Annotated in this window: 33 protein-coding genes; 17 read left to right on the top strand and 16 right to left on the bottom strand. The window is 72.0% G+C overall.

Features of this window, described 5'->3' with window-relative positions:
- Nucleotides 1-13 precede the first annotated feature (13 nt).
- Entirely contained in the window at nucleotides 14-391 is a 378-nt protein-coding gene (locus ACA514_RS26865) for a 5-carboxymethyl-2-hydroxymuconate Delta-isomerase (protein ID WP_375044004.1), read from the top strand.
- 74 nt (nucleotides 392-465) lie between these two features.
- Here the strand turns inward: ACA514_RS26865 and rox are convergent, their stop codons facing one another.
- Together rox and ACA514_RS26855 are read right to left on the bottom strand one after the other, a co-directional pair.
- Nucleotides 466-1,890, bottom strand: a complete 1,425-nt coding sequence (rox, locus tag ACA514_RS26860; RefSeq protein WP_375044030.1) for a rifampin monooxygenase — start codon at nucleotides 1,888-1,890, stop codon at nucleotides 466-468.
- Nucleotides 1,891-2,150: 260 nt separating this feature from the next.
- The gene (locus tag ACA514_RS26855; protein WP_375044003.1) at nucleotides 2,151-2,597 is read right to left on the bottom strand and encodes an ArsI/CadI family heavy metal resistance metalloenzyme; all 447 of its coding nucleotides are present in this window, start codon (nucleotides 2,595-2,597) and stop codon (nucleotides 2,151-2,153) included.
- Between the two features lie 114 nt (nucleotides 2,598-2,711).
- Here ACA514_RS26855 and ACA514_RS26850 point away from each other — a divergent pair, with 114 nt between their 5' ends.
- From ACA514_RS26850 to ACA514_RS26815, 8 genes are all read left to right on the top strand, one after another.
- A complete protein-coding gene (locus ACA514_RS26850; protein ID WP_375044002.1) occupies nucleotides 2,712-3,089 on the top strand; it encodes an ArsR/SmtB family transcription factor in 378 nt (125 codons plus the stop codon).
- Between the two features lie 134 nt (nucleotides 3,090-3,223).
- Entirely contained in the window at nucleotides 3,224-4,210 is a 987-nt protein-coding gene (arsB, locus tag ACA514_RS26845; protein WP_375044029.1) for an ACR3 family arsenite efflux transporter, read from the top strand.
- Nucleotides 4,207-4,617: an arsenate reductase ArsC gene (locus ACA514_RS26840; protein WP_375044001.1), complete on the top strand. Its 411-nt coding sequence runs from the start codon at nucleotides 4,207-4,209 to the stop codon at nucleotides 4,615-4,617. The genes arsB and ACA514_RS26840 overlap by 4 nt, the downstream gene beginning before the upstream one ends.
- A gap of 63 nt (nucleotides 4,618-4,680) precedes the next feature.
- Nucleotides 4,681-5,031: an ArsR/SmtB family transcription factor gene (locus ACA514_RS26835; RefSeq protein WP_375044000.1), complete on the top strand. Its 351-nt coding sequence runs from the start codon at nucleotides 4,681-4,683 to the stop codon at nucleotides 5,029-5,031.
- Nucleotides 5,031-5,747 carry a methyltransferase domain-containing protein gene (locus tag ACA514_RS26830; RefSeq protein WP_375043999.1) on the top strand — a complete coding sequence of 239 codons (717 nt, stop codon included), beginning with the start codon at nucleotides 5,031-5,033 and terminating at the stop codon, nucleotides 5,745-5,747. Before ACA514_RS26835 ends, ACA514_RS26830 begins: the two co-directional genes overlap by 1 nt.
- A gap of 4 nt (nucleotides 5,748-5,751) precedes the next feature.
- Entirely contained in the window at nucleotides 5,752-6,285 is a 534-nt protein-coding gene (locus ACA514_RS26825) for a GNAT family N-acetyltransferase (RefSeq protein WP_375043998.1), read from the top strand.
- 37 nt (nucleotides 6,286-6,322) lie between these two features.
- Nucleotides 6,323-6,919, top strand: a complete 597-nt coding sequence (locus ACA514_RS26820; RefSeq protein WP_375043997.1) for a GNAT family N-acetyltransferase — start codon at nucleotides 6,323-6,325, stop codon at nucleotides 6,917-6,919.
- 86 nt (nucleotides 6,920-7,005) lie between these two features.
- Nucleotides 7,006-7,767, top strand: a complete 762-nt coding sequence (locus ACA514_RS26815; RefSeq protein ID WP_375043996.1) for an enoyl-CoA hydratase/isomerase family protein — start codon at nucleotides 7,006-7,008, stop codon at nucleotides 7,765-7,767.
- Nucleotides 7,768-7,834: 67 nt separating this feature from the next.
- On the opposite strand, the gene ACA514_RS26810 is transcribed toward ACA514_RS26815, so the two are convergent.
- Nucleotides 7,835-8,752 carry an NADP-dependent oxidoreductase gene (locus tag ACA514_RS26810; RefSeq protein ID WP_375043995.1) on the bottom strand — a complete coding sequence of 306 codons (918 nt, stop codon included), beginning with the start codon at nucleotides 8,750-8,752 and terminating at the stop codon, nucleotides 7,835-7,837.
- Between the two features lie 143 nt (nucleotides 8,753-8,895).
- Here ACA514_RS26810 and ACA514_RS26805 point away from each other — a divergent pair, with 143 nt between their 5' ends.
- On the top strand, nucleotides 8,896-9,765 hold the full coding sequence (locus ACA514_RS26805) for a helix-turn-helix domain-containing protein (RefSeq protein WP_375043994.1): 870 nt from the start codon (nucleotides 8,896-8,898) through the stop codon (nucleotides 9,763-9,765).
- Here the strand turns inward: ACA514_RS26805 and ACA514_RS26800 are convergent.
- The 7 genes from ACA514_RS26800 to ACA514_RS26770 form a co-directional block, all read right to left on the bottom strand.
- Complete coding sequence (locus ACA514_RS26800; protein WP_375043993.1) at nucleotides 9,759-10,235, bottom strand: hypothetical protein; 477 nt, start codon at nucleotides 10,233-10,235, stop codon at nucleotides 9,759-9,761. The genes ACA514_RS26805 and ACA514_RS26800 overlap by 7 nt on opposite strands.
- A complete protein-coding gene (locus ACA514_RS26795; RefSeq protein WP_375043992.1) occupies nucleotides 10,216-10,704 on the bottom strand; it encodes a hypothetical protein in 489 nt (162 codons plus the stop codon). The genes ACA514_RS26800 and ACA514_RS26795 overlap by 20 nt, the downstream gene beginning before the upstream one ends.
- On the bottom strand, nucleotides 10,694-11,248 hold the full coding sequence (locus tag ACA514_RS26790) for a hypothetical protein (protein ID WP_375043991.1): 555 nt from the start codon (nucleotides 11,246-11,248) through the stop codon (nucleotides 10,694-10,696). The genes ACA514_RS26795 and ACA514_RS26790 overlap by 11 nt, the downstream gene beginning before the upstream one ends.
- A gap of 194 nt (nucleotides 11,249-11,442) precedes the next feature.
- On the bottom strand, nucleotides 11,443-12,924 hold the full coding sequence (locus ACA514_RS26785; RefSeq protein WP_375043990.1) for an amidase: 1,482 nt from the start codon (nucleotides 12,922-12,924) through the stop codon (nucleotides 11,443-11,445).
- A gap of 119 nt (nucleotides 12,925-13,043) precedes the next feature.
- The gene (locus ACA514_RS26780; RefSeq protein WP_375043989.1) at nucleotides 13,044-13,637 is read right to left on the bottom strand and encodes a dihydrofolate reductase family protein; all 594 of its coding nucleotides are present in this window, start codon (nucleotides 13,635-13,637) and stop codon (nucleotides 13,044-13,046) included.
- Nucleotides 13,638-13,738: 101 nt separating this feature from the next.
- Nucleotides 13,739-15,178 (bottom strand): MFS transporter, encoded by a 1,440-nt coding sequence (locus ACA514_RS26775; RefSeq protein WP_375043988.1) that lies wholly within the window; start codon nucleotides 15,176-15,178, stop codon nucleotides 13,739-13,741.
- Between the two features lie 68 nt (nucleotides 15,179-15,246).
- Nucleotides 15,247-15,489 (bottom strand): hypothetical protein, encoded by a 243-nt coding sequence (locus ACA514_RS26770; RefSeq protein WP_375043987.1) that lies wholly within the window; start codon nucleotides 15,487-15,489, stop codon nucleotides 15,247-15,249.
- A gap of 187 nt (nucleotides 15,490-15,676) precedes the next feature.
- Between ACA514_RS26770 and ACA514_RS26765 the strand changes: the two genes are divergently transcribed.
- The 4 genes from ACA514_RS26765 (at nucleotide 15,677) to ACA514_RS26750 (ending at nucleotide 19,270) form a co-directional block, all read left to right on the top strand.
- Nucleotides 15,677-16,573 (top strand): hypothetical protein, encoded by an 897-nt coding sequence (locus tag ACA514_RS26765; protein ID WP_375043986.1) that lies wholly within the window; start codon nucleotides 15,677-15,679, stop codon nucleotides 16,571-16,573.
- Nucleotides 16,574-16,576: 3 nt separating this feature from the next.
- A complete protein-coding gene (locus ACA514_RS26760; RefSeq protein ID WP_375043985.1) occupies nucleotides 16,577-18,151 on the top strand; it encodes a PQQ-binding-like beta-propeller repeat protein in 1,575 nt (524 codons plus the stop codon).
- A 58-nt stretch (nucleotides 18,152-18,209) separates the two neighbouring features.
- A complete protein-coding gene (locus ACA514_RS26755) occupies nucleotides 18,210-18,602 on the top strand; it encodes a DUF6153 family protein (RefSeq protein WP_375043984.1) in 393 nt (130 codons plus the stop codon).
- A gap of 77 nt (nucleotides 18,603-18,679) precedes the next feature.
- Nucleotides 18,680-19,270, top strand: coding sequence for a DUF305 domain-containing protein (locus ACA514_RS26750; RefSeq protein ID WP_375043983.1), 591 nt, complete (start codon nucleotides 18,680-18,682; stop codon nucleotides 19,268-19,270).
- Nucleotides 19,271-19,312: 42 nt separating this feature from the next.
- On the opposite strand, the gene ACA514_RS26745 is transcribed toward ACA514_RS26750, so the two are convergent.
- Nucleotides 19,313-20,398, bottom strand: a complete 1,086-nt coding sequence (locus ACA514_RS26745) for a chitinase (protein WP_375043982.1) — start codon at nucleotides 20,396-20,398, stop codon at nucleotides 19,313-19,315.
- Nucleotides 20,399-20,549: 151 nt separating this feature from the next.
- Nucleotides 20,550-21,062, bottom strand: a complete 513-nt coding sequence (locus ACA514_RS26740) for a GNAT family N-acetyltransferase (RefSeq protein ID WP_375043981.1) — start codon at nucleotides 21,060-21,062, stop codon at nucleotides 20,550-20,552.
- Between the two features lie 143 nt (nucleotides 21,063-21,205).
- Between ACA514_RS26740 and ACA514_RS26735 the strand changes: the two genes are divergently transcribed.
- Nucleotides 21,206-21,526, top strand: coding sequence for a hypothetical protein (locus ACA514_RS26735; protein WP_375043980.1), 321 nt, complete (start codon nucleotides 21,206-21,208; stop codon nucleotides 21,524-21,526).
- Nucleotides 21,527-21,529: 3 nt separating this feature from the next.
- On the opposite strand, the gene ACA514_RS26730 is transcribed toward ACA514_RS26735, so the two are convergent.
- Nucleotides 21,530-22,945: an MFS transporter gene (locus tag ACA514_RS26730; RefSeq protein ID WP_375043979.1), complete on the bottom strand. Its 1,416-nt coding sequence runs from the start codon at nucleotides 22,943-22,945 to the stop codon at nucleotides 21,530-21,532.
- Between the two features lie 105 nt (nucleotides 22,946-23,050).
- On the bottom strand, nucleotides 23,051-23,926 hold the full coding sequence (locus ACA514_RS26725; RefSeq protein WP_375043978.1) for an SDR family oxidoreductase: 876 nt from the start codon (nucleotides 23,924-23,926) through the stop codon (nucleotides 23,051-23,053).
- Nucleotides 23,927-24,014: 88 nt separating this feature from the next.
- On the opposite strand from ACA514_RS26725, the gene ACA514_RS26720 reads away from it, so the two are divergent.
- Nucleotides 24,015-24,587, top strand: coding sequence for a TetR/AcrR family transcriptional regulator (locus tag ACA514_RS26720; RefSeq protein WP_375043977.1), 573 nt, complete (start codon nucleotides 24,015-24,017; stop codon nucleotides 24,585-24,587).
- Here ACA514_RS26720 and ACA514_RS26715 read toward each other — a convergent pair.
- Both ACA514_RS26715 and ACA514_RS26710 read right to left on the bottom strand, forming a co-directional pair.
- On the bottom strand, nucleotides 24,584-25,354 hold the full coding sequence (locus ACA514_RS26715) for an SDR family NAD(P)-dependent oxidoreductase (RefSeq protein ID WP_375043976.1): 771 nt from the start codon (nucleotides 25,352-25,354) through the stop codon (nucleotides 24,584-24,586). The two genes, ACA514_RS26720 and ACA514_RS26715, sit on opposite strands and share 4 nt — an antisense overlap.
- A 19-nt stretch (nucleotides 25,355-25,373) precedes the next feature.
- Complete coding sequence (locus tag ACA514_RS26710) at nucleotides 25,374-25,958, bottom strand: hemerythrin domain-containing protein (protein WP_375043975.1); 585 nt, start codon at nucleotides 25,956-25,958, stop codon at nucleotides 25,374-25,376.
- 78 nt (nucleotides 25,959-26,036) lie between these two features.
- On the opposite strand from ACA514_RS26710, the gene ACA514_RS26705 reads away from it, so the two are divergent.
- A complete protein-coding gene (locus ACA514_RS26705; RefSeq protein WP_375043974.1) occupies nucleotides 26,037-26,798 on the top strand; it encodes an SDR family NAD(P)-dependent oxidoreductase in 762 nt (253 codons plus the stop codon).
- Nucleotides 26,799-26,813 lie beyond the last annotated feature (15 nt).

The following is a 26,813-nucleotide window of genomic DNA, read 5'->3' as shown; positions in this document are numbered from 1 at the left end:
TAATGAGAGCGATATGCCACAGATCACGGTTGAATACTCGGAGTCCCTGGCCGAAGCGTTCGATCGGCGCGGATTTGCGCTGACGTTTCATCCCGCCGCAGCCGAACTGATCGGCAGCGCCCTACCGGACTTCAAGACCCGCTTCCGGGCGATCGGTGAAGCGGTCATCGGTAGCGGCGAAGCCGGTGAGGCGATGGTTCACGTCGACCTGGCGATTCTTCCCGGCCGCGATTCCGAGGTCAAAGCCCGGCTTGGCGACCTGGCTCTCGCGGTGTTGTGCGACCACATCAAGCCGGATGCGGGGTTGAACACGCAGGTCACCGTTGAGGTCCGAGACATTGCGAGCTATCACAAGCGCGTTCTGACGACTGACGCGGCCAGGAGGTCGTGACCGGGCCGTCATCCGCAGGACGACCAAGAATGATCGCAAGCCATTCGCGATCATTCTTGGTCGCGCCGGCGAGATCAGTTGGCGGGGGCGCCGAACCAGCGGGAGAGGTGGTCGTCCAGGTCCTGCTGATCGTCGCCTATCCAGGCGACGTGGCCGTCGGGGCGTAGCAGGACGCATGGGAGGTCCAGGTCCGCAGTGGGATCCGCGAGGTAGTCGACCCGGTCCGACCAGCCGCCGGCGGTCAGGCGTTCGGTGCGGTCCAGCAGCAGGCCGCGGCCGCTATGCAGCAGGTCGTAGAGGCGGCCCTGTTTCAGGTCGAGGTCGCGCAGGCGGCGGCCGAGCAGGTCGGGGCCTTCGCCGAAGTCGTAGCGGATGCCGATCGCGGCGATCTTCTCGATCAGATGGCGGTTCACCTCGTCGAAGTCCATCAACTCGGTGAGCAGCCTGCGCACGGCCTGCGGGCCCGGTTCGGGGGAGTGCAGTTCCATCTGGGCGCGGGTGTTGTCCAGCACCTCCTCGGCGACCGGATGGCGTTCGGCATGGTAGGTGTCCAGCAGCGTTTCCGGGGCCCAGCCGCGGACCTGTGCGGCCAGTTTCCAGCCGAGGTTGAATGCGTCCTGAACGCCCAGGTTGAGGCCCTGCCCGCCGGTGGGCGGATGGATGTGCGCCGCGTCGCCGGCCAGCAGCACCCGCCCGATCCGGTAGCGTTCGGCCAGGCGGGTGGCGTCCCCGAAGCGGGACATCCAGCGCGGGGAGTGCACGCCGAAATCGGTTCCGGCGATGGTGCGCAGCTGTTGTTGGAAATCCTCGAGGGTCGGCGGTTCCGCGCGATCGCCGACTCCCGCGGCGGGGACGACGACGCTGTATGACCCTTGGCCGAAGGGCCGGAGCCAGAACTGCTTGTTGGTCTGCTGGATTTCGGAGACCTTGGCGGCGATCTCCTCCTGCGGCACACCTACTTCCATCTCGCCCATCAGCGTCTCGGTCCGCGAGGGCTCGCCGGGGAAGCCGACGCCGAGCAGTTTGCGCACCGTACTGCGCCCGCCGTCACAGCCGACGAGGTAGCGCGAACGCAGCTGTTCGCCGTCGGCCAGCTCGACGGTCACACCCTCGTCGTCCTGGTCGAAGCCGGCCACCGCACTACCGCGCCGGACCTGCGCGCCCAGTTCGACCGCATGTTCTTCGAGGAGACGGACGATGACCGGCTGCGGGATGCCCAGCAGATAGGCGTGTGCGGAATCCAGGCCCTTGGGCGCGGGTTTGCTGATGGCGGCGAAGAACCCGGCGGCCGGACGCTGCCTTCCGTGTTCGCGAATGCGGTCCAGCAGTCCGCGCATCGCCATCAGCTCGAGGCTGCGAATGTGCAGGCCGACGATGCGGACGAAGGACGCGGGCTCCGTTTCCTTCTCCAGGACGAGTACCCGCACATCGTGCAGCCGCAGCTCGGCGGCCAGCATCGCACCGGTCGGCCCGCACCCGGCGATGATCACGTCGTACATGAGGGGCGCGCGATCGGCGGCCGTATCGTTCGACGACGCCTCGGTGGTGAATTGCGGAGAGTGCATGGTGGTGCCTTTCGGGAGTGCCTTGTTGGTGAGGCGCTCCCGGCGACACCTACGTCAATCGCCCGGCCGTGACGGAAGAGGGAGCACCCACGTCGATACAGCGTTCATGGGTCTCACCTCCTCGGGCGGCGTCACGGGCACCCGCAAGTTACAAGCCCGCGCGCCATCCGTCCAATCCTTTTCCAGCCATGTGATCACGACGGGGTGCAGCATGCCGAGGTGCCGCAGCAGGCGTCGCCGTCCGCGGAGGCGGCGGCGCTCTTGCCGAGGGTGTCGGCGTCGTCCTTGACCGTGTAGACCTCCCACGGCTCGCCGCCGGGGCCGTGGACCCAGACCTTGTCCTGCAGCGCGTAGCAGCAGGAGGTGTCGTTCTCCTCCAGGGTGGCGAGCCCGGCGCCGGCCAGGCGCCTGGTCGCGTCGGTGACGAGCCCGGAGTCCTCGACCTCGACGCCGAGGTGGTCCATGCGGGTCGGCTCGCCGTCCTCGCCCTCGATCAGGACGAGCTTGAGCGGCGGCTCGGTGATGGCGAAGTTGGCATAGCCCGGCCGGAGCTTGGCGGGCTCGGTGCCGAACAGCTTGGAGTAGAAGGCGATCGAGCCTTCCAGGTCGGACACGCGCAGTGCGAGCTGGACGCGGGACATGGGGTTCCTCCTCGTGTCAGGGGCGGTGCCTCGGTGGAGGCTGCTTAGATGCCCGTCTAAGTAGCCGATGGCCCGAGTTTGCATCTCTGCATCGATGGATGTCAAATTAGAGCTATGTCTAAGCAGCAGTTGCCGATCGTGAGCTCCGTCGACGGCGGGGGAGCGTGCTGCGCTCCCCTGGTCTGCGAGCCGTTGAGCGAGATCGAGGCGGGTGAGCTCGCGCCGCTGTTCAAGGCGATCGCCGACCCCGTCCGGTTGCGGCTGCTGTCGCTGATCGCCTGCCATGAGGGCGGCGAGGCGTGCGTGTGCGACCTGACCGCCGCGTTCGACCTCACGGCGCCGACGATCAGCCATCACCTGAAGGTGCTCAAGCAGGCCGGGTTGATCGACTCCGAGCGGCGCGGGACGTGGGTCTACTACTGGCTCAACCCGGGCGTCCTGGAACGGCTGTCGGCGATCCTGGGTCCGCGCGTCACCGCGGCCGTTTCGTGACCGGCACCGGACCGGACGTCCGTACCGCGCCCGGCGGCGCCCGGCCCGCGGACGCCGGTGCCCGGTCCGCGGACGCGGTGGCGGCCAGGCTGTCGGTGCTGGACCGGTTCCTGCCGGTGTGGATCGGTGCGGCCATGCTGCTCGGCCTGCTGGCCGGACGCGCCGTCCCCGGCCTGGACGATGCGTTGGAGTCGGTGCAGGTCGACGGGATATCGCTGCCGATCGCGCTCGGCCTGCTCGTCATGATGTACCCGGTGCTGGCCAAGGTCCGCTACGACCGGCTCGGCGCCGTGACCGGGGACCGGCGCCTGCTGGTCCCGTCGCTGGTGGCGAACTGGGTGATCGGGCCGGCGGTGATGTTCGCGCTGGCGTGGATCTTCCTGCCCGACCTGCCGGAGTACCGCACCGGGCTGATCATCGTCGGGCTGGCCCGCTGCATCGCGATGGTGATCATCTGGAACGACCTGGCGTGCGGGGACCGCGAGGCCGCCGCCGTCCTGGTCGCGCTCAACTCGGTGTTCCAGGTGATCGCGTTCGCCGGGCTCGGCTGGTTCTACCTGCGCGTCCTGCCCGGATGGCTCGGCCTCGACCAGGCCCGCCTCGACGTGTCGGCCTGGGACATCGCCCGCAGCGTGCTGATCTTCCTCGGCATCCCGCTGGTGGCCGGGTACCTGTCGCGCCGTCTCGGCGAGCGCGCACGCGGCCGCGCGTGGTACGAGGAGCGGTTCCTGCCGCGCGTCGGCCCGGCCGCGCTGTACGGGCTGCTGTTCACCATCGTCGTCCTGTTCGCCCTCCAGGGCGACGCGATCACTTCCCGGCCGTGGGACGTCGCCCGGATCGCGCTGCCGCTGCTGGTCTACTTCGCGGTCATGTGGGCCGGAGCGTTCGCGCTCGGACGCGCCGCCGGGCTCGGCTACCCCCGCACCGCGACCTTGGCGTTCACCGCGGCGGGCAACAACTTCGAACTCGCCATCGCGGTGGCGGTCGCCACGTTCGGCGTCACCTCCGGCCAGGCGCTCGCCGGAGTCGTCGGCCCCCTCATCGAGGTCCCCGTGCTGGTGGGCCTGGTGTACGTCTCGCTGGCGCTCCGCCGCCGCCTCACCCCGCAGGAGACCCCGTGAGCCAGGCCCCCGAGGTGCTGTTCGTCTGCGTCCACAACGCCGGACGCTCCCAGATGGCCGCCGCCCTGCTCGACCACCACGCCGCCGGACGGGTCCGCGTCCGCTCGGCCGGGTCCGCGCCCGCCGGCACCGTCAACCCCGCCGTCGTCGAGGTGATGGCCGAACTGGGGCTCGACCTGTCCAAGGAGTTCCCCAAGCCGTTGACCGGTGAAGCCGTCCAGGCCGCCGACGTGGTCATCACGATGGGATGCGGCGACGCCTGCCCTGTGTTCCCCGGCAAGCGGTACCTGGACTGGCGGCTTCCCGACCCCGCCGGTCGGCCGGTCGAGCAGATCCGTCCCATCCGCGACGAGATCGACGCCCGCGTTCGCGTCCTGCTCGCCGAACTCCTGCCCGGCGACGCCTGACAAGTCCAAGCATCAGTCGCTGCTCTTCCGTAGTGGCGCTCCATCGTCTATCGTCGATTAACGATGAATGAGGAGAAAGGGCCGCTCGATCGGCCCACCGCCGCCGAGTACGCGTCCTGGTTCAAGGCCCTGGCCGATCCGACGCGCGTCCAGGTCGTGTCCCTGCTCGCCCGGCAGGGGCGGCCGATGAGCGTCGGGGAGATCGTCGACGCCGTCCACGTCGGGCAGTCGACCGTCTCCGCGCACCTCAAGGTGCTGGCCGAGGTCCGGTTCGTCCTGGTCGACCAGCACGGCACGTCCCGCTTCTACCGGATCAACACCGCCTGCGTGGAGTGCTTCCCCACCGCCGCCGACCTGGTCATGGGACGTCCCGCGCCGGTCGCGCCGACCTGCCCGCCCGAAGGAGACGACTGATGCCCGACCCCCACGCCACGGACGCCATCGTTGCCCGCTACTCCGGTCTCGCCCGAGCCGCCCTTGCCGGCGACACCCCGGAGGACGAAGGCCAGTGCGGTGACTCCTGCTTCGGCGCCGCCGCCTACCAGGCCGAGGACGAGGCCCCCCAGGCCGCCCTGCGTGCGAGCTTGGGATGCGGCAACCCGCTCGCCGTCGCCGAGCTGCGTCCCGGCGAAACCGTGCTCGACCTCGGGTCGGGCGGCGGCCTGGACGTGCTGCTGTCGGCCCGCCGCGTCGGCCCCACCGGGATCGCCTACGGCCTGGACGCCAGCGACGACATGCTCACCCTCGCCCGCGCCAACGCCGCCGAGTCCGGAGCCGAAAACGTCCGCTTCCTGCACGGCCACATCGATGACATCCCGCTCCCCGCCGCGAGCGTGGACGTGGTCATCTCCAACTGCGTCATCAACCTCGCCGCCGACAAGGCCCGCGTCCTCGCCGAAGCCTTCCGCGTCCTGCGGCCCGGCGGCCGGTTCGGCGTCAGCGACATCATCGCCGACCCCGACGAATGCGGCGCCGCGGAGCAGCGCATCGGCTGCGCCGCCTCCACCCTCACCGCCGAGGAGTACCGCCGCGAGCTGCACACCGCCGGGTTCACCGGCATCACCATCACCGCTTACACCGGCGACGGGCTGCGCGCCGCCATCGTCCAGGCCGCCAAGCCCGCCGGTTAGCCGGATGAACGCCATGCCGCGCCACCAGTCCGCCGGTGTCGCCGTCCGGGCCATGGAACGCCACGACGCCGACCAGGTGCTGACGATCTACCAGCACGGCCTGGACACCGGCAATGCCAGCTTCGAGACCACCGCCCCGACCTGGCAGGAGTTCGACGCTGCCAAGCTCGACCGACACCGCTTCGTCGCGACCGACCCCGCTGCGGACGCGAGCAGCAACGTTCTCGGCTGGATCGCTGCCAGCCCCGTTTCCGATCGCTGCTGCTACGCCGGGGTGGTGGAGCACAGCATCTACATCAGCCCCGACGCCCGCGGCCAAGGCATCGGCACCGCCCTGCTCGAAGTCTTCATTGCCGCCACCGAGCTCGACGACATCTGGACCGTCCAGACCGGCATCTTCCCCGAGAACGTCCCGAGCCTGCGCCTGCATGCCAGAGCCGGGTTCCGCACCGTGGGCACCCGGGAACGGCTCGGCCGCCTGCACGGCCGGTGGCGCGACGTCGTCCTGCTCGAACGCCGAAGCCCCGCCGTTCTGTAATGGTCGTCCCGCCGTCACGCCCGGTACGGTTCCGTTCGTGAATGATGCGGCGATCGAAGCCTTCCGAGACGACCCACCGAACGCCTCCGCCCGGGTGACCCTGCGCCGTCTCGCCCGCCGTGACGAGAAGGAGTTCCTCGACCTGGTGAGCGCGAGTACGGAACTGCACCACCCGTGGATGGCCCTGCCGTCCACACCAGAGCAGTACCGGGCCTACGTGACGCGGTACGCGCAGCCCAACGAGGAATCGGTGCTGATCTGCGTGCGCGACAGCGGAGCCATCGCCGGCGTGGTCAACATCAACAGCATCATTCGCGGACGCTTCCAATCCGCGTCCATCGCCTATGCCGCCTTCGCGCCCACCGCCGGCCAGGGCTACATGACCGAAGGGCTCGCGCTCGTCGTGCGCTATGCCTTCGAGCAGTTGCGGCTTCACCGGCTCGAAGCCCAGATACAGCCCGAGAACCACGCGTCCATCAAACTGGCCCGGCGAGCCGGCTTCCGGCATGAGGGCTGCTCGCCTGAACTGCTGTACATCGATGGAGCCTGGCGAGACCACGAACGATTCGCGATCACCAGCAGCATGGTCGACATCGCGCCCACACCACCCCACCCAACGCTGCCGGAACGCTAGCGAACCGGCTTGTGTTCGGCGTTCCTGGAGGGTTCGGCAGATTCTTCCGGCCGTCGATCACATAATCGCGGGAGGGAGGGAACTCGATGATCGAGATTGATGTGGTGGACGGAATCGGGGTCGTGCGGCTCGCCCACGGCAAGGTCAACGCCCTGGATCTGGAGCTGTGCCAGGCGGTCGAGCAGGCGATGCGCGACCTGGACGACCCGCGGGGGCCCGTCCGCGCCGTGGTGCTGACCGGAGCCGGGCGGGCGTTCTCGGCGGGCGTGGACCTCAGGCGCGTCGTGGAGGGCGGCGCCCGGTACGTCGCGGAGTTCCTGCCCGCGCTCAACGGCGCCTTCCGCGCCCTGTTCGACCTCGGCAAACCGGTGGTCGCCGCGGTCAACGGGCACGCGATCGCCGGCGGCTGCGTGCTCGCGGCGGCCTGCGACCACCGCGTCATGGCGGCGGGGACCGGCACGATCGGGGTCCCCGAACTGCGGGTCGGAGTACCGTTCCCGTACCCCGCGCTGGAGATCATGCGGTTCGCGCTGGGGCCGGTCGCCGCCCGTCAGGTGATCCTCGACGGCGCCAACCACCCGCCCGAGGCGGCCCTGTCCCTGGGCCTGGTCGACGAGCTGGCCGAGCCGGACGTCCTGCTGGACCGGGCCGCGGCCACCGCCGACAGGATGGCCGCCGGCATCCCGGCCGACGCCTTCCGCTACACCAAGGCGCAGTTCCGCCAGGAGATCACCGAGCGGCTCGACCGCGTCACCGAGGCGACCACCGTGGAACTGTGGGCGACGGCGGTGAGCGACGGCCGGATCGAGGCGTTCATGGAACGGACCGTCGGCGCGGCCCGAAGCTGAACGGCGCAGGCCCGGCGGTCACCCGCTCGCGCTCCCTGTGCAGGCCGGCAGCGGCGGTGGGGGCCGGTTAGGGGCGGAGGACGATCTTGCCGTGGGTGTGGCGGCGTTCCAGCTCGCGGAAGGCGTCCCGGACCTGCTCCAGCGGGTAGGCGCGGGCGATCGGGACCTCGAGTTCCCCGCGCGCGGCCAGCCGGGCCAGCTCGCCGAGGACGACCGCGCTGGCCGCCGCGCCCTCTCCGTAGGCCCGCGCACCGACCTTGGCCGCGGCCTCCCAGTCCCGGATCGTGTTGATCCGTTCGGGCCGCACGCCCAACTCCACCGCCAGCTCCACGTAGCCGTCGCCGAACGTGTCGATGAACGCGTCGACCTTCCCGCCGCAGGCCTGCCGGATCCGTTCGGCCGCACCGTCCCCGTACTCGACCGGGACGACGCCGTGGTCGGTCAGCCAGGCGTGGTTCGGCTTGCTCGCGAGCCCGATCACCGTGGCGCCGCGCCGCCGTACGAGCTGGACGGCGAGGGACCCGACGCCGCCCGCCGCTCCGGACACGACGACGGTGTCGCCCGGTCCGGGGTCGACCGCGAAGACGGTGGCGTAGGCGGTCGTGCCGGCCACGTACAGGGATCCGGCCACGTCCCAGGGGAGTCCCTCGGGACGCCGGGTCAGGTTCACGTCGTCGACCGCGACGAACTCCGCGTGGCTGGCCCTGCGGTGGGTGAAGCCGATGACCTCGTCGCCCACCGCGACGCCGCGCGCCCGCGCGCCGATCTCCACCACGACGCCGGCCAGGTCGCTGCCCTGCCCGGAGGGGAACGTCGCCGGCCACCGCTCGTGCAGCTCGCCGGAGCGGATATGGGTCTCGCCGGGCTGGATCCCGGCCGCGCGGACCTCGACCAGCGCCTGCCCGGGTCCGGGCACCGGGCGCTCCACCTCCTCGACCCGCAGGACATCGATCCCGCCGTACTCGTGGAACCGCACCGCCTTCATCGCGTGATCACCGCTCTTCCTCTTCCGCTGGACGCACCTCGACCATGCCGCCTTCCCGCAGGGTTGAGGAGCGGAGCGGTTTCCCTAGGACCGCGGGTCCGGGGATACGTCCGGCCGAGGGTGATACGACTACCGATATGGGGATGCACCGCGATGACCTGGCCGATTTCCTTCGCCGCTCCCGGGAACGCCTGGCTCCGCGGGACGTCGGGCTCGTCGAGGGGCCGAGGCGGCGGACGCCGGGACTGCGCCGCGAGGAGGTCGCGGCGCTCGCCGGGATGTCGGCCGACTACTACATGCGGCTCGAACAGGCCAGGAGCTCCCAGCCGTCCGTCCAGATGCTGGCGGCGCTGACGCGGGCGCTGCGGCTGACCATCGACGAGCGGGACCACCTGTACCTGCTCGCCGGGCACCATCCGCCGGAGGGGGCGCGGGCCGGGGAGTACCTGCGGCCGAGCCTGCTGTACCTCCTCGACCGGCTGGACAGCGTTCCGGTCCAGGTGGTGGGCGATCTCGGCGACCTGCTGGCGCAGAACGACATGGCGCTGGCGCTGTTCGGGTGCGTGTGCACGGTGGCGCCGGAGGACCGCAACATCGTGCTGCGCTGGTTCACCGAGCCGGACGTGCGGAGCCATTTCCCGGCCGAGGACCGCGCGGAGCAGGCCCGGCAGCTGGTCGCGGACCTGCGCGCCGCGGTGGCCCGCCGCGGCGACGACGAGGCCTCGCGCGCGCTGGTCGCGCGGCTCCGCGCGGCCAGCGCCGAGTTCGCGGCGCTCTGGGACCGGCACGAGGTCGCGGTGCGCAGGTCGCACCCGTACCGGATCGTCCACCCCGAGCTGGGCCGGCTCGACTTCGACTGCGAGGTGCTGGCGACGCCCGCGGCGGACCAGCGGCTGCGCGTCTTCACCCCGCCGCCCGGCGGGACGGAGGCGCTGGACATGCTCCGCGAGCTCGGCCCGCGGCACCGGCACGGCTCCGCCGCGGCGCGCACGTCCGCGAACGAACGTCAATGATGCGTCCCCGACGGTCGCATCCGGCGGGCTTCCAGGGCCAGGTAGGCGGCGAGGACGACGGCGGCGGCCGCTTCGAGGGCGAGCGCGAGCCACACGGTGGCCCGGTAGCCGTACTCGTGGAAGCCGAACAGCGTGCCCTGCTCGCTGAGGATCAGGCCGATGATCGTGCCGAGCAGGAAGACGATGCCGCCGAGCGCGACGAGCGCGTGCGGCGCCCTGCCGAGCAGCGGCAGGGACCGGACGAGCGGCAGCGACCCCAGCGGCGCGATCAGGGCGAGACCGAGCACCACCGCGCTCGCGAAGTTCGCCGCGAACAGGTCGCCGATGATCGGGACGACGCGGTAGTAGTCGGCGAAGTACTCGTAGAGGTGCACCGCGCCGACGCCGAACAGCAGGAGCGCGGCCAGGCCGCGCAGGACGGCCGGTGCGAGCGGGCGCGTCGCGGCGAGATCAGGGTTGGCGGCCACCATGTGCACTCCCCGTGGTCTGGATCTGTCCCTGGGGGGTGAGGGCGAACCACGGCGCGCCGAACTGGGTGATGCCCTGGCCCTCGGCGTCGCCGCGTCCGGTGTCGGCCTGGTAGTAGTACAGCGGGTGCCCGGCGTAGACGAGCTGGCGGGGCCCGTCGGGCCGGGCGATCGTGGTCAGCATGCGCGCCTGCGTTCCGCCGGACGTCCCCGGCCGTCCCTGGGTGGTGACCGGCGGCCAGATGCTGGCGCACGCGCCGAAGCAGCTGGACCGGTTCGGCGGGTCGGAGGCGAACAGGTACAGCGTGCGCCCCTGGCCGTCGACCAGGACCCGTCCGAGCTTCGGCACCGCGGCCGAGCCGACCCGCTGGCGGCCGGGGTCCTGCGAGTTCGTCGCGAACGCGCAGCCGGCGGTCAGCAGGCCCGCCGCCGCGGCGGCGGGCCACCGCAGGCGCTGCGGATCACGAACCACCCTTCTCGACCTTCGTGCCGGCCGAGGACACCACGAACCACTCGGCACCGAACCCGTTGACCCCCTGCCCCTTGGCGCTGCCCTTCGCACTGCCGTCGGGGGCGTAGTAGTACAGCGGGTGCCCGCCGTAGGTGACCTGCGTCGTCCCGTCGCTCCGGCTGGTGGTGCCGAGCATCGACGCCTTCGCCTGGGAGCCGGCGTGCGGCTTCGCCGTGGTGGTGACCGGCGGCCACACCGCGGCGCAGGCCCCGGAGCAGGACGACTTGCCGCCCGTGTCCTTCTCGAACAGGTACACCGTGCGGCCTTGGCCGTCGACCAGGATCTGCCCCAGGTTCCCCGTCTTCGCGGTCGCGATCGTTCCGCCCGCGCCGGTCGTGCTCGGTGTGGACGAGGCCGCCACCGGTACGGCGGGACGGTGCGCGGCGGCGCCCGAGCCGCCGCATCCGGCGGCCGCGACCGCCAGTACGGCCAGGGGGATCGCCGTCCGCGGCCCGCGGCGGCTCTGCCGGGCCTGGATGGTGTTCCACCGGTTCGTTCGGGACATGGCGAACGTCCTTCCCTCACGGAGTTCGGTACCGGTTGCCCGATTCCTTCCTTTTCGGCCCGCCCGTACCCCGGGAATCGCCGGGCGAACGCACTTGCCCAGACGCTGACCTGGCCTTTTTCGATGCGCGGCGAAACCGTCCGGCGCGGCCGGCGTGACGGCGGCCGGCGTGACGGCGGCCACGCCGGTGCGGGTCAGAGGGGTGGTTCGAGGGCGGACCAGGGGCGTTCGGCTTCGAGCTGGGCGGCGAGGGCGAGCAGGACGCCTTCGCCGCCGAGCGGGCCGACGAACTGGACGCCGAGGGGCAGGCCGTCGGGCGTGCGGTAGGTGGGGACGCTCATCGCCGGACGTCCGGTGATGTTGGCGAGCTGCGTGTAGGGGACCGGCGCGAGATTGGCGATGACGGCTTCCCGCCATTGCCTCGTCCGGGTCAGCAGGCCGGCCAGGCCGAGGGCGAGGGCGGTCTTTCCGATGGCGCGCAGCGGGGCGGGCGTGTCGAGTTCGCCGATGTGGACCGGCGGTCTCGCGAGCGTGGGGGTGAGCAGGAGGTCGTAGCGCGAGTGGAATTCCGCGAGCCCGCGGTTGTAGGTGTTCCAGCGCTCGTGGGCCGCGAAATAGGCGGGGGCCGACTGGACGCGTCCGGCCGCGGCGACGAGGTGGGTGTCCAGTTCGAAGGCGCTGCGGGAGGCGCCGGTGGCGCGGCGGATCTCGTCGACCGTGTAGGCGAGCTGCGTCGACCACATCGCGAGGAAGTCGAAGGCGAGGCGGCGCTCGTCGATGCCGGTCCGCGCGGGTTCGACGTCGTGGCCCAGGGACTCCAGCAGCCCGGCCGCGTCCTCGACGGCGGCGACGGCCTGCGGGTGGACGTCGGTGCCGAGCGGGGAGGCGGTGGAGAAGCCGATGCGCAGCCGCTCGGGCGCCCGCCGCGCCAGCTCGGCGTAGGGCAGGCCGGGCTTGGCGGGCAGGTACGGGCCGCCGGGGTCGGCGGACGCGGTGAGCACGTCGAGCATCGCGGCGCTGTCGCGGACCGTCCGCGAGACGACGCCGTCGACGGCCGCGCCGTGCAGGTGCTCGGCGTAGAGCGGTCCGGCGGGGACCAGGCCCCGGCCGGGTTTGAGGCCGAACAGCCCGCAGCAGGCCGCCGGGATGCGGATCGAGCCGCCGCCGTCGTTGGCCCCGGCGACCGGGACGATCCCGGCGGCGACCGCGGCGGCCGACCCGCCGGACGAGCCGCCGGGCGTGCGGGCGAGGTCCCACGGGTTGCGGGTCGGGCCGCCGGCCTCGGGTTCGGTGATGGCCTTGGCGCCGAACTCGGGGGTGTTGGTCTTGCCGAAGATCACCAGGCCCGCGTCCAGCCAGCGGCGGACCACCTCGGCGTGCTCGGCGGCGGCGACATCGCGCAGCGCCCGGTTGCCGCTGCCGGTGGGCAGCCCCGCGTAGTCCTGGGACAGGTCCTTGATCAGGAACGGGACGCCGCCGAACGGCCCGGACGGCGGCTCGGCGGCGCGGGCCCGCGCCTGGTCGTGCATCGGCGCGACGATGGCGTTGATCTCCGGGTTCACGGCCTCGGCGCGCGCGATCGCGGCGTCCAGGAGCTCGGCCGGGGTCGTCTCGCCGGCACTGACGAGCGCGGCCAGCCCGACCGCGTCGCGGGCGCGGTACTCGGCGTACTCCACGGCACCCTCCGTAAACCTGAAGCCGTAGCTGCGTGCCAGGGACACTACATCCGGGTATCGATCGCCCCGGGCCGTGGGGTCGGGCGCGCAGGCTCCGCCGCGCGTGCCAGGGCGTCCGGTCAGGGCCGCCGGTAGGTCAGGTGGGTGACGAGCTCGTTGGACGACGCGCCGGCGGGGCGCAGGTCCAGGCCGGCGAGGCCCGCGAACAGCCGCTCGCCCGCGCCGAGGACGGTCGGGGCGATGTGCAGGCGCAGCTCGTCGATCAGGCCGGCGGCCAGGTACTGGTTCACGGTGGCGGCGCCGCCCGCGATCGCGACGCCGGCGTCGCCCGCGGCCTCGCGGGCCCGGGCCAGCGCGGACTCGATGCCGTCGGTGACGAAGTGGAACGTCGTGCCGCCCCGCATCTCGACGGGCTCGCGCGGGTGGTGGGTGAGGACGAACACCGGCGCGCGGTACGGGGGCTCGTCGCCCCACCAGCCGGTCCAGTCCAGGTCCCAGTCGCCGCGTCCCGGGGTGAACATGTTGCGGCCCATGATGAAGGCGCCCGCGGCCGTGATGGCCTCCAGCTCCTTGGCGTTGGCCTCCGGCTGCTCGAACATCCAGCGGTGCAGCCGCTGCTCGCCGCCCTCGCCGATCGGGTTCTCCAGGCTCTGGTTCGGGCCGGCGACGAAACCGTCCAGCGACACCCCGAGGTCGCAGGTGACGTTGCTCATGGGTTCTCCCTCGATGCCGGGCGCCCCGGCGGCGCCTCTCACCCGTCTGGTCGGTGCCGCGGACCGGTCCTCGACATCCCCGCGGAAAAAAGATCGGGGAATTACCGGGCGGTGAGCGGCTGGGCGATGTCCTCCAGGCCCTTGCGTTCGGCCTTGACGCCGATGACCGCCTCGACCAGCCCGGCCGCGATCATCAGGACGGCGCCGATGACGAAGGCGATCGCGGTGTCGCGGGGCACGCCGGTCGCGGTGAGCTTGGCGAAGACGAGCGGCCCGGAGATGCCGCCGGCCGCCGTGCCGATCGCGTAGAAGAACGCGATGGCGAGGGCCCGGGTCTCCATCGGGAAGACCTCGCTGACGGTCAGGTACGCCGAGCTGGCCCCGGCGGAGGCGAAGAACAGCACCACGCACCAGCAGGCCGTCAGCGTGGTGGCGGTCAGCTGCCCCTGGTCGAACAGGACCGCGGTGCCGATCAGCAGCACGCCGGACAGCAGGTACGTCCCGCTGATCATCGGCTTGCGGCCCCAGCTGTCGAACAGCGGCGCGAGCAGCAGCGGGCCGAGGAAGTTCCCGGCCGCGATGACCGCGTAGTAGTACCCGGTGTCGGTGTCGATGTGGAAGAACGTGTTGAGGATGTCCGCGAACCCGAACGTGATCGCGTTGTAGAGGAACGCCTGCCCGATGAACAGCGCGAACCCGAGGACCGCCCGCTTCGGGTACTGCTTCCACAGCGACCGGGCGATCAGCGCGAAGCCCAGGCTGCGGCGCTGGTGGATGCGGATGGAGCGGCCGGGCTCGGGCAGCCGGTCGCCGCTCTCGTCCTCGACGGTCTCCTCGACGTCGCCGACCAGCTTCTCGGCCTGCCGCGTCCGGCCGTGGATGATCAGCCAGCGCGGGCTCTCCGGGACGTGCCGCCGGACGAGCAGCACCACCAGTCCGAGCACGACCCCGAGCGCGAACGCCAGCCGCCAGCCGACGTCCACGGGGAACTGGCCGAGGATCGGGATGGTGAGCAGCGCGCCGGCGCCGGCGCCGAGCCAGTAGCTGCCGTTGATGACGATGTCGATCCGGCCGCGGTGCTTGCTCGGGATCAGTTCGTCGATGGCGGAGTTGATCGCCGCGTACTCGCCGCCGATGCCGAACCCGGTGATGAACCGGCACAGGAAGAACCACCACGCCGTCCACGACAGGGCGGTCAGCGCGGTGCCCGCCAGGTACACCACCAGCGTGATCATGAAGAGCTTCTTGCGGCCGAACCGGTCGGTCAGCCAGCCGAAGAACAGCGCGCCGAGGCACGCGCCGGTCACGTAGATCGCGGCGCCGAACCCCGACACCTGGCCGGAGGTGATGTCCACGCCGCTGCCCGGCTTCGCGAGCTGCGGGGCGAGGTTGCCGACGATGGTGACCTCGAGGCCGTCCAGGATCCAGACGGTGCCGAGCCCGATGACGATCATCCAGTGCCAGCGCGCCCAGGGCAGCCGGTCCAGCCGCGCCGGGATCTTCGTGTCGACGACGCCCTTTTCCGTGCTCTCCGCTTTCACGGGGACTGCGATTGCCGAATGCGCGTCGATCAAACTCGGCATTGCTCAACTCGCGGGGAACTGCCAGGTCATCCGGCGTCTTCCGCGGCGTCGCCGGGGCCTTGCAGGTCGACGAGGTCGACGTGCTCGGCGACCTCCTCGATGTCGCGGCAGTAGGCGACCAGGCTCCCGTCCCGGGTGAGCAGGAACCACGCCTGCCCGGGCGCCGCGTCCCGGTGCTGCGCCCGGACGAACGCCATGTCCGCCTCGCCCAGCCGGACGGCCTCGACCCGCAGCCCGCCGGGCCCCAGGAGGTAGCGCGGTTCCGCCATGACCGCAGTGTGCACCCGCAACCCCGCGCGATCCACCCGTTGGTCGCCGGGGCAACGGCGGGCGGCCGGTGGTTTCGCCGATGGCGGGACGCCGCGGCGGCCGTACCTTCGGGCCGCACGCGATTTCGGATTCAATTCGCGTCGAGCCCAGAATGGGGTGATCGCAGTGCGCCGAAGATTCCGCTCAATGATCTTTGTGCTGGCCGCCTTCGCGCTGGCCCTCGCATGCACGGGGAACGCCGCCAATGCCGCGGCGAAGAAGCCGGCGGCCGCGCCCGCCACGCAGACGGTGACGGTCAAGTACGGCCCGTGGACGATCCCGGCCGGCACCATGGACCGTCCCGGCGAGCTGCCGAACGTGGTGTCGGCGGCACCGAAGCCCTGCGCGAACTGCGACATCGTCGGCGAGAAGCCGGACCTGGTGTACGCCGACGGCAGCACCGCCGACATGAACAGCGGCCCGATGCTGCACCACTTCGTCATCTCGAACCTGTCGGCGCACGACACCGTCTGCCCGCTGTCTCCCGATCGGATATGGGCGTCCGGCGACGAGCGCACGGAAAAGAACATGCCCGACGGTTACGGCGTGCCGGTGAAAAGCTATGACCGCTGGGCCATGCTCACCGACCTGATGAATTACTCATCGGCGCCGAAGACGGTCTACATATCCATCACCTACACCATTACCGGTGCGGGGGCGACGACTCCGGTGCGGTCGCTGTGGCTGGACGCGGGCGGCTGCCTCTCCTCCTACTACAGCGTCCCGGCCGGGCCGAGCACGCACACCTGGAGCTGGACGTCCACGGTCGGCGGGCGCATCGTGTTCGCCAACGGCCACCAGCACGCCGGCGGCGTCCACGTGAAGGCGGCCGACGACACGACCGGCGCGCTCGTCTGCGACTCGCCCGCCACCTACGACACGATGGGCGGAATGAGCACGATCGTGCGGATGGGCACCTGCGCCGGTGACCCGCTCGCGACGATCCGGCGCGGCGACCGGCTGACGGTCACCAGCTACTACGACTCTCCCACCGCGAAGAACGACGTCATGGGCATCGTGCACGCCTACATCGCGGAGGGATGACCGATGGCCCGCATGCGAATCGGCGGGAAGGCGCCGGCCCTCGCGACCGCCGGCGTCCTCGCCGCCGCGCTCCTGTCGCTGCCGGCCGCCTCGGCCGCCGCGCCGTCCGGCACCGTCCCGTACGTGCCCGGGTGGACGGCCGCGGGGCAGAACCTGTCCAACACCCGGTACGCCGCGACCGAAACGGTCATCTCGCCCAGCAATGCGGGACGGCTCAAGCCGCGCTGGACCGCGACCCTGGGCGGCAACGTGTCCGCCACCCCGACGGTGTCGCTGGGCACCGTCTACGTCCCCGACTACGGCGGCGGCCTGTCGGCGGTGGACGCGCTCACCGGCGCCGTCCGCTGGCAGCATCCGATCTCCTACTACAGCGGCGTGTCCGGGGACGTGTCCCGGACGAGCCCCGCCGTCGCCGGGACGGAGCTGGTCTTCGGCGACGGGGTGTCCAGCGTGCCGGGTGACAGCGGCGCCCGCGTCATGGCGGCCGACCGGGTGACCGGCGCGAAGCGCTGGAGCACGCTGATCGACGCGGACCCGGCCGCGATGGTGACGACGTCGCCCGTGGTGGACGGCAACACCGTCTACGTCGGGACGGCGAGCCGCGTCGAGTTCGGTGACGACCATCCGGTGCGGTTCCGCGGCAGCGTCGTGGCGCTGGACGCGACGACCGGCGCGGTCCGGTGGCGGCGGTACATGGCGCCCGAGGGCTACACCGGCAACTCGGTGTGGGGCAGCTCGTTCGTCGTCGACCACACCACCGGGCGGCTGTTCGTCACGACCGGCAACAACTACACCGTTCCCGACGGGATCTGCACGCGACCGGGCGAAGAGGACTGCCAGCAGGGCCCGGACGACAACTACACCGACGCGGTCGTCGCCCTCGACCTGCGGACCGGCGCCGTCGGCTGGTCGTTCAAGACGCTGACCGCCGACGTCGGCACGGAGGACTGCGAGACGTGCGGCCCCGACTTCGACTTCGGGTCCGCGCCGAACCTGTACCAGGTCGCCGACGGCGGCCGCCTGCGCAGCATCCTCGGCGTCGGCCAGAAGAGCGGCATCTACTGGGCGCTGGACCCGGCGACCGGAAAGGAGATCTGGCACACCCAGGTCGGGCCCGGCAGCGACCTCGGCGGCATGGAATGGGGCTCGGCGACCGACGGCAGGCGCGTCTACGTCGGCATCGGCAACGCCGAGCACGAGGAGTACGACATCGTCGGCGCCGACGGGACGAAGACGACCGTCGACGGCGGCTCGTGGGCGGCGCTGGACGCGGCCACCGGCAAGATCCTCTGGCAGGTCGGCGACCCCTACGGCACCCTCGACATCGGGTTCCTCAGCGCCGCCAACGGCGTCGTCTACGCCGGCGGCATCAACGGCGCGGCCGACACCATGTTCGCGCTGAACGCCGCCAACGGGGACGTCCTGTGGCGGTACAACAGCGGCGGTTCCGTGATCGGCGGCGCGGCCGTCGTCGCGGGGACCGTCTACTGGGGCTCCGGATACTGGTTCGGGCTCTGCTCCGACGGCACCTACCAGTGCGCTCAGAACAACAAGCTGTACGCGTTCTCACCCTCCTGACCCCGGCCTACCATGAGGTTCGAGCGAACCCATGGGACCGGACGGAGCCCTGGAGACAGTGAGACGGCTGAGGCGGGCACAGCGGCGTTTCCCTCGCGGAACGCCGCTGTGCCTGTTGCTGCTGTTCTCCGGCCTGATGGCGATGCACGGCCTCCAGGCGGCGCCCGGTCCGATGGAGATGTCCGCCGCCCCGCTGGCGAGCGTCGCCGACACCATGCATCACCACGTGGTGGTCGGTGACCCGCCGGGCGACCACCATCCGGACCACCCGAGCGGGCAGATGTGCCTGGGAATGCTGCTGCTCTCCCTGCTCGGCGCACTGCTGTTCGGCCTCTTCCGGCTGCTGCGGGTGGACGTGGCGGCGCGTCGGGCCGTCCGGACGCCCGCGCCGCGCGGCGGACGATCCCCGCCCGGCCCGTCCCTCCACCGGTTGAGCGTGCTTCGGCTGTGACAGGCCGTCGGCGCGCCGCTTCGGCGTGCGCGCCAGACGACCGTTCACAGAACCCAGCACACGGAAGGCTCAACCCAGTGAAACGCGCAATCGCGCTCGTCGCCGTCCCTGCCCTGGCCTTCGCCCTCGCGGCGTGCGGCGACTCCGGCGACTCCGGCGACGGCGGCTCCGAGCCGTCGCTGTCGGCGTCCGGGTCCGCCACCGGCATGGTGACGCCGGGGTCGCACAACGACCAGGACGTCATGTTCGCGCAGATGATGATCCCGCATCACCGGCAGGCCGTGGAGATGGCCCGGCTCGCGCCGTCCCGCGCCTCGTCGGCGCAGGTCGAGAAGCTCGCCGCGGGCATCGAGAAGGCCCAGGCGCCGGAGATCCAGAAGATGACCGGCTGGCTCGGGGCGTGGGGCGCGCCCGCCGCGATGTCCGGGATGCACCACGACATGCCCGGCATCATGAGCGAGAAGGACATGGCCTCGCTCACGGCCCTCAAGGGCAAGGCCTTCGACCGGGCGTTCCTCCAGATGATGATCAAGCATCACGAGGGCGCCGTGGCGATGGCGAAGGACGAGAGGGCGTCGGGCCTGAACGCCGGCGCCAAGGATCTGGCCCTGAGGATCATCACCTCGCAGTCGGCCGAGATCGCCAAGATGCGCGACCTGCTGAAGTGACGCGACGGGCCCGGCGGACGGCCGCCGGGCCCGTCCCGGTCGTCAGCGGCCCTGGAGGGCGCGGGCGTTGTCGCCGAAGGTCCAGCCCTTCGAGCCGTCCCAGTTGACGGACCAGGTCATCAGGCCCTTGAGGGCGCCGTTGAAGTGGTTCCAGGCCTGGCCGACCAGGCTCGGCGCCATGTAGCCGCCGCCCGCGCCCGGCTGCGCGGGCAGCCCGGGAACCTGCTTGTCGTACGGCACCCGGATGGTCGTGCCCTGCACGGTCAGGCCGTTGTTCAGGCACTCGGTCTGCTTGGTGAAGCCCTCGACCGTCCCGGCGGAGTAGGAGTCGCCGGAGCAGCCGTACATGCTGCCATTGTAGTACTGCATGTTGAGCCACCAGAGGCGGCCGTCGTCCGCGTACTTCTTGATGATCGGCAGGTAGGCGCCCCAGATGGAGCCGTAGGTGACGCTGCCGCCGGTGACGTACGCGGTCTCCGGCGCCATGGTGAGGCCGAAGCCGGACGGCATCTGCGCGAGCACGCCGTCGATGATGCGGACCAGGTTGGCCTGCGAGGTGGAGAGCTGGGTGATGCTCCCGCCGCCGGTCAGCCCCGTCTCGATGTCGATGTCGATGCCGTCGAAGTTGTACTTCTTCAGGATCGGCACGACCGTCGCGACGAACCGGTCCGCGACGCTGCTGGAGCCGAGGTCGATGCCCGCGGCGGCGCCGCCGATCGACAGGAGGATCGTGGCGCCGGCCGCCTTCGCCGCGCACATCTCGGCGGGCGTGGCGACCTTGACGGTCGAGTCCATGCCGTCCTCCCACAGCACGGTGCCGTCGGAGCGGATGACGGGGAACGCCGCGTTGATCACGTTGTAGCCGTGCTGCTTGATCGCGGGGTCGCCGATTGGCGTCCAGCCGAACGGCGGGTGGACGCCGTTGGACGATCCGTCCCAGTTCTCCCAGTAGCCCTGAAGGACCTTGCCGGCGGGCCTGGACTTCACCGGGCAGCTGTCGCTCGCGGCCGGCGGTGTGGTGGACGGGGCGGATCGCGCGGACGACGGCGCGGACAGCGCGACCAGCGCGCCGAGCGACAGGACGGCCGCCGCGGCGGCCGTCGACCACCGCTTGTGCTTGTACTGCATGGGACGACTCCTCGGTAAAGCGGGACACAGAGGAGCCGGTGTCAGAGCCGAACCGTCCCGCGGACGGGACCCTCCCAAGTCGAGGCGCAAACGACCGGCACGGACGCCATGGGAAGGGTAACCCGGCCCGGCCGGGCCGTGAAGGCCCCCGCTAGGCGGGCGCCGCGCCGCCGAGGGAGCGCTGCATCAGGGTGGTGGCGATCCAGCGTCCGTGCTTGTAGCCGACGTCGTCCAGCCGGCCCGCCTCCACGAACCCGAAGCGGCGGTGCAGGGCCTGCGATCCGGTCTCGCCGGTGTCGGCGATGACCGCGATCATCTGCCGCATGCCCGCCTTCGCCGACCCGTCCACCAGTGCGCGGAGCAGCGCCGTCCCGAGCCCCTTGCCGGTGTGCTCCGGGGCCAGGTAGATCGTGTCCTCGACGGTGTAGCGGTAGGCCGGTTTCGGGCGCCACGGACCCGCGTACGCGTACCCGGCGACCTCCCCCTCCGCTTCGGCCACCAGGAACGGAAGGCCCCGTTCCGCGAGGTCGTCGAGCCGCTGCCGCCATTCCGCGACGGTCTGCGGCGTCTCCGCGAACGTCGTCACGGTGTTCAGCACGTAGTGCGCGCCGATCGCGGCCACGGTCTCCAGGTCATCCGGCAGCGCCGCCCGGACCACTGTCATACGTCCGCCTCCCACAACTTCGTGATCATCATCCCACGGGGGCTGGGGACGGGCGGTTCGCGGGGGTATTGATGGAAGTGACCGTTCATGGCGATGGCCGCGCGGCGGTGACGTGGGGCGCGACCTCGGGGGAGGACGACGGTATGAGGCTCACGAAGTTCATGGCGCTGGTTTCGCTGGACGAGCAGTGCGCGGAGGTGATCGGGACCGATCTTCCCGCCCAGAACTGCCCGTTCACGCTGCGGGAGAAGGGCGCGGAGCCGAAGCCGAACGCGTTCCACAAGGTGGTCGTGACGACCGACGACGGGGAGCCGCTGCGGCCGGGCGACGTCGACCACATCGTGACGATGACGCTGCTGACCGAGCAGGTCGGCAAGGACGCGTTCGCGGCGGGCTGCCGGTTCGACCTGTGGCACGGGACGAAGGTGGGGCACGGGCTGGTGTCCCGGCGCGTGGTGATCTAGCGGTCACGCGGCGGGGAAGCGCCGCTCGGACTCCATGGCGGACGCGACGTCCGCCGGGTAGTCGCGCCGTGCCCGCAGCAGGAGCAGGCCGTTGACCAGCAGCGGGATGAGCGCGAGCAGGAACACCCGGTCGAGGCCGGTGCCGGACTGGTCGCCGGCGCCGAACAGCCCGGACAGCCAGCCGAACAGGACGGGCGCGATCGCCTCGCCCGCCATGCGCAGGATCGTGCGGATGCTCTCGGCGCGCCCCCACAGCCGGAAGTGGACGACGTCGAGGCGGACGGCGTCCAGCGGCGGGTTGGCGCCGGCGAGCGCGGCGGCGGCGAGGAAGAACAGCGGCATCGCGATCCACGCCGAGCCGGTCAGCAGGCCGGGCAGGAACAGCAGCGCGGACGCGGTGTAGGCGACGCTCGGGACCAGGACGCGGGCGGCGATCCGGCCCCGCCGGACGAGGCGGTCGGCGACGCGTCCGGAGGTGAGGACGCCCGCCAGGGCGCCGAGGCCGATGACCGGGACGAGCAGGCTCAGCCCGGCGCGCCCGACGCCGTAGCGGTGCTGGACGAAGACCATCGCGAACGTGCGCAGCCCGGCGAAGAAGAAGTAGCCGATGGCCGAGACGAGAATGATGATCACGTTGGTCCGGATGCGCAGCACGTGCCGGGCGGCCTGCGGCAGCGTCATCCGGGCCGGGTCGGCGGCCAGCACGTTCTCCGGGCGGGGCTGGACGTCCGATTCGTCCACCGCCTGCTGGGCGGCCTCCGTGCCGCCGCGCGGGCTCCCCGCGGAGCGGCCCTGCGCGCCTCGGCCGGGCTCGGGCAGCAGCCGCCACACGGCCAGGGCCAGCGCGACGCCGAGGAGCGCGACGAACCAGAACGAGAACCGCCAGCTCAGCGCGGCGGCGACGTTGCCGCCGACGACCAGGCCGAACCCGGCGCCGACGAGCTCGCCGGCGAGGATCCGCCCGTAGACGCCGGCCCGCTCCTGGTGCGGGAACAGGTCGCCGGTCAGGGACGCGACGGTCGGGCCGGCGGTCGCGGTGACGGCGCCGAGCGCGACCCGCGACGTCAGCAGCCAGTCGTAGGAGGTGGCGAGGCCGCCGACGACCATGGCGGCGCTCCACAGCACGATGCTGCCGGCGAGCAGCGGGACGCGCGGCACGCGGTCGGTGAGCATGCCGACCGGGACGGTGGCGACGGCGCCGACCAGCGAGGGCGCCGCCGTCAGGACGCCGACCTCGGTGTTGCCGATGTGCAGGGAGCGTCGCAGCTCCTCGACGATCGCGCCGATGACGCCGGAGTCGGCGGTGTTGAGGGCGAGGACGCAGGCCAGCAGCAGCACGACGCGGGCCTGGCGGGGCCCGCCGAGCCGGCGGGTGAGGGCGTGGACCGCCCGTCCCCACACCCGTGGGGCCTGCGCCATGATCACAACTACACGTAGTGCCCGGCGACGCGCGAGGTATGTGGCGGCGGTGGGGCGGCCGGGACCCCGGTGAACGCGGGCCCCGGCCGCCCTCCCCGGGTTCGGTCAGAAGTAGTGGCCCTGGTCGAGGTCTTCGATCAGGGTCGGGTGGACGGGCTCCCAGTCGAGCAGCCGGCGGGTCTCGTCGTTCGGCATGGTGATGTCGTACGTGACGAACGGGAAGCCCTTGAAGTGGTCGGCGGCCTGCTCGGCGGGGATGCTCGCGGCCGGGACGTCCAGGTGGCGTCCGATGGCCTCGGCGATCTCGCGGACCGGGATGCCCGGTTCGGCCGCCGCGTACAGCTGCGCGCCGGCCGGCGCCTTCTCCAGCGCCAGCCGGTAGAGGCGGGCGAGGTCGAGGGTGTGGACGGCGGGCCAGTGGTTGGCGCCGTCGCCGACGTAGCCGGACACGCCGGTGTCGCGGGCGAACCCGATCATCCGGGGGACGAAGCCGTGCCGGTCCCTGTCGCTGTGCGTGACCGGCGGGATCCCGACGAGCATGGCCCGGACGCCGCGGTCGGCGAGCGCGGCGACCGCGCGGGCGGAGGCGGAGCGCGGGTTGCCGTTGATCGTCGCGTCGGCGGCCGCGTCGCCGGTGGGCTTGAAGCCGATGCCCATGAGGGTCTTGCCGGTGCCGGCCAGCGCGTCGCCGAACGCCTGGACGACGGCGTGGTCGGCGGCGGCCGCGCGGGCGAAGGCCTCGGGGGCGATGCTGGCGTGGTCGAACGCGAGGTGGACGACCGCGTCGGCGGCCGCGGCCGCTTCGCGCAGCCCGTCCAGGTCGGCGAGGTCGCCGCGGCGCACCCGGGCGCCGAGGGCCTGGACGGCGGCGGCCGAGGCGTCGGAGCGGGCCAGGCCGACGACCTCGTGCCCCGCCTGGAGCAGTTCGGGCACGACGGCGGATCCGATGTGGCCGCTCGCACCGGTGACGAAGACGCGCATGAGGGGCTCCCCCTGACAGTGATGTGACTTGGTAACATCACCGTACCAGGTGTGACGGTACCAAGTAACATCACCTATGCTGTCCGCCATGGCCCGATGGGAACCGAACGCGCGGGAGCGGCTGGTGCGCGCCGCCACCGACCTGTTCGCCGAGCAGGGCTACGACGCCACCACCGTCAACGGGATCGCCGAGCGCGCCGGCCTGACCAAGACCACCTTCTTCCGGCACTTCCCCGACAAGCGGGAGGTGCTGTTCGCCGGCCAGGAGCTGCACAGCCGGATCCTGAGCGAGGCGGTCGCCGCGGCGCCCGGCACGGCCACGCCGCTGCAGGCGGTCGCCGCGGCCCTCGACGCCCTCGCGGCCACGTTCACCGACGGGCAGCGCGACTTCGCCGCCCGGCTCCTCGCCGTCATCGCCGCCAACGACGAACTGCGGGAGCGCGCCGCGTTCAAGCACGCCCGGCTCGCGGCGGCCATGGCCGGCGCGCTCCGCGAGCGCGGCGTGCCCGACCCGGCCGCGGGCCTCGCCGCCGAACTCGGCGCCCGCGCCTTCGACGCCGCCTTCGCCCGCTGGTCCGACCCGTCCACCGGGCGGACGCTCCCCGACCTCGCGCGCGAGGCGCTCGAAGAACTGCGGACCGCGCTGGCCGCCCTCGGCTAGGTGCCGGGCTTGGACATCAGCGCGTGCATCTTCGCCTTGACCGGCTCCGGCATCGCCCTGGACGCCGTCGTCTGCACCTTGTTGCGCGCCGAGCCCGTGACGACGTGGTCCTTGCCGGCCATGAGGGCCGCGTAGGCCTGCCGCGCCACGTCCGCCGGGTCGTCCTTGCCGGACTTGCCGAGCCGGGTGTCGAGCACCCCGGCCCGCTCGAAGAACCGGGTGTCGGTGGGGCCGGGCAGCAGCGCCGTCACGGTGACGCCGGTGCCCTGCAGCTCGTGCCGCAGCGCCTCCGCGAACGAGTACAGGAACGCCTTGGACGCCGCGTACGTCGCCAGGTACGGCCCCGGCGACGTCGCGGCGATCGACGAGGTGAACAGCACCCGCCCCGCACCCCGCCGGACCATGCCGTCCAGCACCAGCTTCGCCAGGTGGACGGCCGACCGGACGTTCAGGTCGACGAGGTTCAGCTCGTCGGCGAGCGCGTTGTCGCGGGCGAAGTCGCCGCCCACGCCGACGCCCGCGTTGATCGCCACGGCGTCCAGCGGGCGGGTGCCCACCGCCGCGTAGAGCTCCTCGACCCCCTGCGGCCGGGCGAGGTCGACCCGGACGGGCGTCGCGTCGCCGACGGCCTGCGCCGCCGCGGTGATCTCCGCGTCCTCCGCCGCCATGATGACGTGGTGGCCGTGCCGCGCGAACTCGTCCGCGAGCGCGCGCCCGATGCCGGTGGAGGCGCCGGTGACCAGCGCCAGCCGCGTCGAGTCGGTCATGGCCGTCCCTCCCGGATCGTCAGTCCCGGCCCCGGCCGGTGATCTTGTCGCGGACCTTGTCGGCCGCCGCCACGGCCGGGCCCGCCGCCTTGAGGACGCCGGGCTTCGGCGGGGTGTTCGGGTGCGGGCGCGTCGGCGCGGTCTTCTTGCCCTGCTCCAGCTTCTCGCCGAGCCGCTCCGCCCGCTCGTCGGTGATGACCCTGCGCAGCGCCGGCCACACCTCGTTCTCCTCGAAGGCGATGTGCGCGCGGCCGTCGGTGATGAAGTTCGCGAGCAGCTCCTCGAACCTCGCCTCGCCCGCGTCCAGGCCGATCAGGTCGTTGAGCACCTTCTTCGCCGCCTGCTCCTGCCCGACGGCGTGGTCGGCGAGCCGGTCGCCGTCCGGTACCAGCTCGCGCACCGCCGGCCAGAAGTACTCCTCCTCGACCGCCTCGTGCTTGGACTCCTCGATGATGAGCTGCTCCACCATCTTCTTGCGCAGCTCGAGCGCGTCCGCACCGTGGACGGACGCGCTGGACGCGCCCGCCGAGCCGGCCTCCAGCTCGGTGAGCATCTGCTTGACCTCGGTGTGGTCGTTCGCCAGCACCGTGAAGACGTCGGTCATCGCTTCCTCCTCGGAACCCGTGTCGGGGTGTCCCCTGCCCCCACGTCCTGGGCCAAACGCGGTGGTACGTTCCGGTCCGTGGAGCTCTCCTATGTCGTCACCGGCGCCGCCCGCGGCATCGGCCGGGCCATCGCCGAGCGCCTCCTCGCCGACGGCGGCCACGTCGTGGCGGCCGACCTGGACCCGTCCGCCCTCGACTGGGCGACCGGCCCGCGCGTCACGGCGGTCGCCGGCGACATGCGGGACGAGGCCGTCGCGGCGCGGGCGGCGGACGCCGCGCAGGCCATGGGCACCCTCAAGGGCTGGGTCAACAACGCCGCCGTCTTCCGCACCGCCACCGTGGACGTCCCGGGCCCGCGCGAGGTGCTCGACCTGGTGGCACTGAACTTCGACCCGGCCGCCGTGGGATCGCTGACCGCGATCCGGCGCTTCCTGGACGCCGGCACGGGCGGCGCGATCGTGAACGTCTCGTCCCACCAGGCCGCACGGCCCGTCCGGGGCTCGCTCACCTACGCGACGGCGAAGGCGGCCGTCGAGGGCTTCAGCCGCGCCCTCGCCGTGGACTACGGCCCGCACGGCGTCCGCGTGAACGTCGTCGCGCTGGGCTCGATCACCACCGTGCGCTACGAGGCGTACCTCGCCGCGCAGGACCCGGCGTCCGCCGCCCGGATCGAGGACGAGATGCGCGCCCTGCACCCGCTCGGCCGCGTCGGTCGCCCCGACGAGGTCGCCGCGACCGTCCGCCACCTGCTGTCGGACGAGGCGAGCTTCATCAACGGCGCGATCGTCCCCGTGGACGGCGGCCGCGCCGCCCAAGGCCAAGACCCCGAACAAGCCTGACCCGCGCACGCGCGT

It is taken from the genome of Actinomadura sp. NTSP31 (genome assembly GCF_041951385.1).
Lineage (GTDB): Bacteria > Actinomycetota > Actinomycetes > Streptosporangiales > Streptosporangiaceae > Spirillospora > Spirillospora napierensis.
The sequence above is the reverse complement of the archived record's forward strand: the minus strand, read 5'-3'. Positions and strand labels throughout refer to the sequence as shown.